This is a genomic window from Dethiosulfatibacter sp. (assembly GCF_983023055.1).
The window spans coordinates 1-2217 of sequence record NZ_CEZJXU010000430.1; the positions used below are offsets into that span (position 1 = coordinate 1).

The 2217-nt window shown below is 40.2% G+C and carries 2 protein-coding genes; both read left to right on the top strand.

The genetic code is table 11. From position 1 onward, the window contains the following. Window positions 1-1397, top strand: a 1397-nt coding sequence (locus AC3AX0_RS12010; RefSeq protein ID WP_487550519.1) for a sodium-translocating pyrophosphatase, incomplete at its 5' end; no start/stop codon positions are given. A gap of 132 nt (window positions 1398-1529) precedes the next feature. After that, the coding region (locus AC3AX0_RS12015; RefSeq protein WP_487550520.1) for an alpha/beta fold hydrolase at window positions 1530-2217 on the top strand (688 nt) is incomplete at its 3' end.

Consider the following 2217-nt stretch of genomic DNA (forward strand, 5'->3'; position numbering starts at 1 on the left):
CAGACAACGTTGGAGACAACGTAGGTGATGTTGCTGGAATGGGAGCAGACCTTTTTGAATCATATGTTGGTTCTATAATATCTGCTGTAACTCTTGGACTTATTGCTTTTGGAGATAATGGCGCAATATTCCCACTAATGCTTGCTGCAATAGGAATAGTTGCATCGATTATAGGTACGTTCTTCGTAAAAGGAAGTGAAGGATCAAACCCACAGAAATCACTCGACATGGGAACAAACGTCAGTGCTGTAATAGTGGTAGTTGCTGCTTACTTCCTAAGTGTTTCAATACTTGGAACGGCAAAACCTTTTGCAGCTATAATTACGGGACTTATTGTAGGTCTTATAATTGCAAAAATTACAGAATACTATACTTCTACAGAGTACGCTCCTGTTAAAGAGATTGCAGACCAGGCAAATACTGGTGCGGCAACTACTATAATAAGTGGACTTGCAGTGGGTATGGGATCTACAGCTATCCCAATTGTTATTCTTGCAATAGGAATACTTGTAGCATTTTATGTATCAGGTGGATCTACTGATACAGCAATGGGACTTTACGGTATAGCACTTGCAGCTGTTGGTATGCTTTCTACAGCAGGTATGACTATAGCAGTTGATGCTTACGGTCCTATAGCTGACAATGCAGGTGGTATCGCAGAAATGTGTGAGCTTCCTCCAGAAGTAAGGAAAATTACTGACCAGCTTGATGCTGTTGGTAACACTACTGCAGCAATAGGTAAAGGATTTGCAATCAGTTCTGCAGCACTTACTGCACTGGCACTGTTTGCATCATATACTCAAGTTGTTGGTCTTACAGAAATAAACCTGATAGAGCCTACTGTAATTGCAGGACTATTTATAGGTGGAATGCTTCCGTTCCTTTTCTCTTCAATTACTATGAAGGCTGTTGGTAAAGCTGCATTCGCAATGATTGAAGAAGTTAGAAGACAGTTCAGGGAAATTCCAGGAATCATGGAAGGAACAGCAACTCCTGAATATAAGAAATGCGTAGACATCAGTACTACTGCAGCACTTAGAGAAATGGTTATTCCAGGAATTCTAGCAGTAATAGTACCTGTTATTATAGGACTTCTTCTTGGTAAGGAAGCTCTAGGTGGACTTCTTGCAGGTGCACTTGTAACTGGAGTTCTTATGGCAATCATGATGGCGAACGCCGGTGGTGCATGGGACAATGCCAAGAAATACATCGAAGGTGGAGCTCATGGCGGAAAAGGAAGCGATGCTCACAAGGCTGCTGTAGTTGGAGATACTGTTGGTGATCCATTCAAGGATACTTCAGGTCCTTCAATAAATATCCTTATAAAGCTTATGACTATAGTTTCTCTAGTATTCGGACCTATAATTGCTCAGTACGGCGGAATGCTTATCAAATAGTTTAAACAAATAGATCGTAAAGATTTTGTAATCAATACAAGCCCCTGAAAAGGGGCTTTTTTCTTTCAATTTTACTGCTAATCTGATATAATCTAATAGTTAAATCTAATAGTTAAACAATACGGAGACATTATGAAAGTTGAAATTCAAGGACTGGACATTAATTATATACAGGAGGGACAAGGGCAGGATGTGTTGCTGCTCCACGGATGGGGAGGCAGCATTGAAACTATGATTCCAATTGTAAACAGCTTAAAGAATTCATTCAAGGTTACTGCTGTGGATCTTCCGGGTTTTGGCGAAAGCTCAACGCCAGACGAGGTTATTGATTCATACGGATATGCGGAAATAATCAAGGAATTCATTGACAGCACGGGACTGGAAAAGATAATACTTTTCGGTCACTCCCACGGAGGAAGAATATCAATTATTCTTTCAAGCATTTACGGCGACCTTTTCGACAAGGTTGTTCTGATAGATAGTGCAGGCATAATACCGAAAAGAACTGCTAATTACTATATTAAAGTATATACCTTCAAGCTATTGAAGAAGATTTATCTTGCATTTACACCAAAAAACAAAAGGCAAGAAGTACTTGAAAGGTTTTACAGAAAGCATGGATCTGCAGATTACAGGGATGCAGACGGAATAATGAGAAAAATAATGGTCAAGGTTGTAAATGACAACCTGAGACACTACCTGAAGGACATCGAGGCACCTGTTCTTCTCATCTGGGGAGAAAAGGACGATGCAACACCACTTTATATGGCAAGGATAATGGAAAAGGAGATACCCGATGCGGGACTTGTTATAGTGGAAG